This is a genomic window from Comamonas sp. 4034 (genome assembly GCF_050434545.1).
In the GTDB taxonomy this organism is placed as follows: domain Bacteria; phylum Pseudomonadota; class Gammaproteobacteria; order Burkholderiales; family Burkholderiaceae_C; genus Comamonas; species Comamonas odontotermitis.
The window spans coordinates 1-6,322 of record NZ_JBNDIT010000043.1 but is presented as its reverse complement, the minus strand read 5'-3'; the positions used below and the strand labels follow the sequence as shown (position 1 = coordinate 6,322).

The 6,322-nt window shown below is 54.1% G+C and carries 4 protein-coding genes; 3 read left to right on the top strand and 1 reads right to left on the bottom strand.

Annotated features, from left to right (window positions below; all coding sequences use genetic code 11):
* From ABIE32_RS21510 to ABIE32_RS21500, 3 genes are all read left to right on the top strand, one after another.
* Positions 1–1,900, top strand: a 1,900-nt coding sequence (locus tag ABIE32_RS21510) for a hypothetical protein (protein ID WP_429019326.1), incomplete at its 5' end; no start/stop codon positions are given.
* A gap of 91 nt (positions 1,901–1,991) precedes the next feature.
* Positions 1,992–5,291: a transglutaminase domain-containing protein gene (locus ABIE32_RS21505; RefSeq protein WP_429019323.1), complete on the top strand. Its 3,300-nt coding sequence runs from the start codon at positions 1,992–1,994 to the stop codon at positions 5,289–5,291.
* Positions 5,292–5,303: 12 nt separating this feature from the next.
* Positions 5,304–5,648 carry a hypothetical protein gene (locus ABIE32_RS21500; RefSeq protein WP_429019320.1) on the top strand — a complete coding sequence of 115 codons (345 nt, stop codon included), beginning with the start codon at positions 5,304–5,306 and terminating at the stop codon, positions 5,646–5,648.
* A gap of 305 nt (positions 5,649–5,953) precedes the next feature.
* On the opposite strand, the gene ABIE32_RS21495 is transcribed toward ABIE32_RS21500, so the two are convergent.
* On the bottom strand, positions 5,954–6,322 hold a 369-nt coding region (locus tag ABIE32_RS21495; RefSeq protein ID WP_429019317.1), incomplete at its 5' end, for a hypothetical protein.

The window sequence follows — 6,322 nt, the reverse complement described above, 5'->3', positions numbered from 1 at the left end:
ACCGAGCTGGGCACGCCCCAAACGGTGGCCGTGGCATAACTACGTCTGGGGTTTGGGGAGACTCAGTCCCAAACCGATTTATGCAACAAGGCCCTACCAAGGCACGCCTCGAGCGGGTGAGTTTGATACGCTCATCTATGACTTGTCGCAGACCTTGTGGTCACGCCAGCGAGCAGACGGCGGATGGGAAGTGCAAAATGGCTGGTACAACAACAGTGATCCGGTGGCAACGGCCATTGTGGGCGTTGCCCTCGATTTCACCAATCCGTCTCGAAGTGATCCGAGACTTCGACGTGCAATCCAATACGTTCTGAACCAGCAAAAGGCCGACGGCAGCTGGCTCAGTACCAATGGCCTTGGCGGGTCGTTGCTGTCCTCCACCTGGATCGAGATTTGGCTGCCCACCATGCTCGATCGCCTGGGGGCGCTGGATGCCGATCTGGTCGTGAAATTTGCAGCCAACACAAAGCCTGCGAATTTCCAGCCGGCCCCCACCAAGACAGTGCCGCAGGCCGACGGCTCCACGGAATACCTGTGGTCCTTCACTGGCATCACGGAAGCGGGCCGTGAGATCAACTTCGACCTGGCGCTCGCCAATATGGCCATTGAAGAGGTGCGTCCTGCGGCTCAGATTGCCAGCCTGAAGTTCCAGAACAGCTTTGTGCCAGGCGAAATCGTCGCGCCAATCGTGGTGCCCCGTATCGCTGCAAACGCCAATATTGGAATCAAAGCACTCACCGACAAACCGGTGTACACCAGCCAGGAAACCGCCATCTTCTCGGGGCCGGTGACGAATAACGGCATCGCTGCACGGGATGCGCAGGTGCGCTTTACCGTGATGGACAGCAATGACGAAGTGGTTGCCACCTTGCCGTTGCCCGCGTCCGTCAATGTTGGCGTGGGCCAGACCACGGGCGTAGACAGCCCATGGCAGGTATCTGGCGTGCTGGCCGGAGACTACGTCCTGGTGGCAGAACTGGTCTCACCCGAAGGGGTTGTGTATGGCTCCGCTACTGCGCCCTTCAAGGTCGTAGGAGGACCCGGGCCCGGCAATGCCACCAAGATCACCACCGACAAAGCAGAGTACTTTGTTGGACAGGCCACCCAGGTTACTTCTCGCGCGGGCAACACCTCATCCAATGTGGTGCAACAAGATCTGCGAGCAGAAACCGTGGTGCTCCAGCTCACCAGCACCAAGAGGGCAACCAAGAGCGTATTGGTGACAAAGGCAACAACATCGTTCCAGCAGGTAGAGGCGATCACGCAACTGGTTCCGGCAGGTTCGCGGGAGTTCGGCTACACCTTGCCTGCCGGGCAACTCGCTCCTGGCACCTACCAGGCGCGTCTGCGCCTCTATGACAGCGCGGGCAACCTGCTGTCGGAAAGCATGACAGGCTTTCAGGTGAAGGCGGCCGCAGCCACTTGTGTACCTGGCGCTGCGGGTGCCATTACGGCAACGCCCAGTACTGCCAAGATTGGGGATAGCGTGCGTTTGGGCTTTGCGTTGGACAACCCGGGCGCAGCCATCAGCAATGGCGCAGTCACGCTACGTGTCGTCAATCCAGACAGCGGAGCGCTCCTGATGGAAGCGCCCATCCCCAACGTGTCCATCGCCGCTTCGGGGCAGTGGAGCCAGAACTACAACTGGACCGTTCCACAAGGGGCTCCGGCCAATGTACTGGTCATTGCGACCTTGAGCACGACGGGTTGCGACCAAGTCATTGCCACGGCGACGGTGAAGATCGGTAACGGCGGCACTGGCCCTGTTGATCCGGTAGATCCTGGTGGCAACAAAGCCAAACCGGTACCAGTCAATGGCAGCACCGCTTTGCTGCTGCTCAGTGCGGTACTGGCTTTGCTTGGCGCGTGCAGAGCGCAGCGCCGCAAGGCAACGCACTAATCATTGTCAACGGGCTCATCCGCAAACGGATTCGTTTGGGCCCGCTCGCTACAAATACATAAGCTAAAACAAAAGCTAAAGAAAGAACGATATGGCACTCGTTAAATTGCAAGATCAGAGGGCATCGGTGTCAGGGGATGGGGTATCGGAGGCGGTCATGTACGGCTTCAAGAAAATAGTGCGCCCTGTCGCCTATGTTGTAGCCGCTGCGCACATTGCGCTGGCCCTGCAGCCCCTCTCGGCCATCGCCCAGGAAAAGGGCCAAACTGCCTACAACCCCATTGCGCAAAATCAGCTCCAGCGCCTGCAATCGTGGGATGCCAAGGTCAAGGCTGCCAATTATCAAACGCAGAAAAATGAGCAAGGGGCGGCTGCACGTTTGAACGACTTGATCAAACGTGCCAGCGAGCAGACCCGCGACCTGCTCACACAGCAAAACCTGGCAAGCACGCTCAAAAGCAAATCTGCAGCCACTGCCATCTACAACCCCAAAACCACTCCTGCCTCTCTGCAGGACACGCTGCTCGCAATTCAAGACGAAAACGGCGCAGCCCGCGAAGACATGCGCAACATGCGCCAAGAACTGGTGCGAAAAGGTGTGAGCGCAGAAATTCTGCGTCGCCACGACGATGCGGCAGCCCAATTGGAGCAGAAGGTACAGAAGTTTGATGCGCTGACAGCGCGTCTTGTCGGCAGTGTTGATAGCACTGCAAGCCTGACCGCCAAATCGGTCGTCGCCATTAGCAGCGCAGACCTTCAAGACCTGGGTGCACTGCTCGGCGAAGGCGCGCCGCAGAAAAAAATCAAGGTCGGCAAAGACCTGCCTTGGCGCAACCCCACGCCTACCAAGCGAGAGCCTGCCCAAACACGCCAGGAATGGGTTCAGCAACTGGGTAGCGTCCATACGCAACGCAGTACACAGGCAGCTGCGCAGACGGAGAAGGTGACCAAAGTCACCACTGCAGGCGGTGTGCAATTTATCGTACCGCCTGCAGCAGATGAAGCGCCTACAGATACCGATCTGGCTGAAACCGACGAGGTCGTACTCACTGATGCCGTCAAAGCCAAAGCGTTGGAGCTGGGTAAAAACCCCGTCGCCATCCAAAATTGGGTACGCAACCACATTGAGTGGGTACCGACCTGGGGTGCCGTGCAAAACGCAGACTCGGTGCTCGCCAGCGGCCGAGGCAACGCGTTCGACATTGCCAGCCTGACGATTGCGCTCTTGCGCGCCAACCGCATCCCCGCTCGTTACCAACTGGGCACCATTGAGCTACCCGCTAGCAGTGTGATGAACTGGGTAGGCGGCGTGCAGGTACCTGCAGCAGCACAACAATTGCTGGCCCAAGGCGGCATTGCCAACAAAGGTATGGTCACGAACGGCGTGATTGGCGCCATCCGTATGGAGCATGTCTGGGTCAGCGCATACGTCAACTACGCTGCCAGCAAAGGAGCTGTTGATGGCGGGGCAGATGCAACCCCGCCCCAGCATCCCAACACCAATGCTTATGCAAACGGGTGGCTGCCGCTTGATGCCAGCTACAAACAATACCAATACGCCAAAGGCATGGACCTGCAAAAGGCTGTGCCGCTGGATGCACAGGCCCTGCTCACCAGTGCACAGCAAGGCGCCACAGTCAATGAAGCCGAAGGCTGGGTGCAAAACCTCAACCAGGCCGCTGTACAAAGCCAGATGCAGCAGTACCAGACCAAGCTGCAAAACTACATCAACAGCCAAAACGCCAGTGCCACGGTGGGTGATGTCATCGGTAAAAAAATCATTCCAGAAAAGCTGCCGCAAACCTTAAGTGGCCAGCTGCCTTACAGCGTTGTGACAGAAACCCCGGCCATCGGGCAAATACCGGGCAACCTGCAGCACCAGTTCAGCTACACGCTGAGCGACCAGTACGACGATCCCGTTCTTAGCTACACAGAAAAGGTCAGCCACCTAGCGGGCAAACGCATCACGCTGAGTTACGTGCCAGCCGACCAAGCGACCCAAGACCTGATTGCCAGCTACCTGCCCAAGCCCCATGCAGATGGCACCCCCATACAGCCAAGCGAACTGCCGACCAGCTTGCCTGGCTATCTCATCCGGCTCAAACCACAGATCAGCGTAGATGGTCAAGTCGTCGCGCAAAGCCAAAGCATCATGACCATGGGCACGGACCTACAAGGGCAAGGCGGCTTTACGCAATACAGCAGCCCCACGCAGTGGGATCTGACGCCGGACGCCAGCCATGTGGTGGGGCAGGCGACGGCTATTGGCATCAGTGCCGGCGGCATCACCGTTAAACAGATGGATGCGCTAAAGGCAAGGTTGGAAGCCGCACAAAAGCAACAAGCTGCTAATAGCGAACCAACGCTCACTGGAGAACAAGTGAGTGGCGATATTTTGATATCTATAATATGGACTTGGTTTGCGATGGCGGAGAATAATAATCATCTAAATAAAAATCAATCCGATATTGTTGAGAATCCAGGTCTCTCTTATGGTTTATTTCATTCCGTAGTGAATCCAATATATAGCTGGGGCGTTATACGGAAAGTGAATTTTCCTGCTGTAAATATTGATGTCGGACATATGCGGTTCTTGTCCTGGTCTAAGAATAATGAACGGAATAAATGGATTGACTATAATAGGGCGCGCGGCCAATACATCAGTGCATTAGAACACGCTACGCCGGAGCGATTTTTTAACGATAGAAGCCGGTGTAATATCGTAGGCAAAGAGGGTCCACTGGAGAACTTGCCTAATTGTCCGCAAGGCATTAGTGCGGTGAAGGCGATTGGACTAGCCGCGAACCAAGGGCAAAAGATTTTCACTATAACTAAAGCTGTCTATGCTCATAATTCAAACATTGTGAATACGGCGCTTATCTCTCATAGTTATGAGACACGCAGCAAAGTACAGCAAGCACTCGATGCAGGAATGGAAGTAACAATTCACGAAAAGCCCATCATTGAGAGCGGTTGGAAAGGAGCAGGCTTCATGCGCTTAGATCCTGACACGGGGACTGGAGGTTATACAATAGAAGGTGGGAGCAATGGTGGATGGTATTCTCTAATATCTGAAGCAGGAGGGGCGCTATTGGTTATACTAAGCCTTATTTCCTTGTTGGCTAAAGCTGGATTGGTTGCAGCACTACCATTTGCTCCATTTATTATGCTGGCTGTCGCAGTGATTGTGGTGGTGGCAGTGTATATGGCTGGCGATGACTGGGATCCTAAAGGTTGTGGCGGTATTTCCACATGTGATTCACTTGATGCGATACAGATATTTGCAGTAATGGGAGCTATAGCTGCGTTGTTTGCTGCAGGTTCATTGATAGGATTGGTTTTGGGTTTATTTTTATTCTATCAATTTATGAAAGGCAAATATTTTTACTAAAACTGGCGAGCAATGTTTAAATACCTTGATTTAGTTATTATTTTTGCCTTTGTCGTGATGGTGTATTTCTTGGGTGCGAAGATGGGGAGGAAATACGCCATAAAAATTGATAATGATAAAATCATAATAGAGAGAAGTCTGGTAACTCAGGTGATAAACTTATCTGACATTAAAAAGATTAATGTTAAGAAAGGTGGTGTTGTCTTCTATGGGGATTTTTTAGTTATGGGTAAAAATAAGAAAAATTGGCACATTTCAAATATTGAGATATTAAATAATGAACGTGATGACGTTGAAAAGATTGTCAAATTTTTGGGGGAGAAGGGATTTCTATCCAAGAGCGGCTTTGTTGCGTAAATCGGTCTGAGGCTAAGTCTCCCCAAACTCCAGAGGTAGTTATGCCACAGCCACTGTCTGGGGCGTGTCCAATTCGGTGAAGCGATTTGGGGGCCGGCTGGTGGAGGGGCAGCACGCTCATGATGCTGGTCAAACTGGTGGACAAGGACTCCTACAGCCTTTGGTAATCTCGGCTCAAGCGTCGCAAGCGAGCAAGCTACCAACGCCCTCACCAAGCGCTGAAAATGAAGACACCCGCTGAGGCATATGCGTTAGCGGCCTGACCTGTGCAGAAAGTGCTAGGTCAATACAGGCGAACCGCGCGGTCACAGCAATGACGAGGCGATACTATCGCCGATGAGTTGATCGAGTCTATGACCGCTGAGTACGACCGGTTGCCTCAGGGCCAGCAGGTATTGCCCGAAACACGGGCTTGCGAACTGCATCTGCTCCGTGCCATTTGCCATGTGGTGATCGCCGACATGCACCGCGCAGTGGTTAGCTGACCAGATATCCGCGAACTGCTGCGGTGCAGGTGGGATTACCAAGAATTGAGCAGGTTTGAATGACAGGTTCCAGGCGACTTGCACATTGGGAGGGGGGGATGCGGATAAAAACTTGGACTGGTTTACGCCGCAAGTCCAAGGCTCGCCCGGTATTCGACAGGGCTGAGAGAGCCAAGGGATATCTTGATC

Bases quoted from the DNA above. Each gene is read 5' to 3' on its own strand.
- ABIE32_RS21505 (WP_429019323.1), top strand. From the start codon at position 1,992: ATGGCACTCGTTAAATTGCAAGATCAGAGGGCATCGGTGTCAGGGGAT.
- ABIE32_RS21500 (WP_429019320.1), top strand. From the start codon at position 5,304: ATGTTTAAATACCTTGATTTAGTTATTATTTTTGCCTTTGTCGTGATG.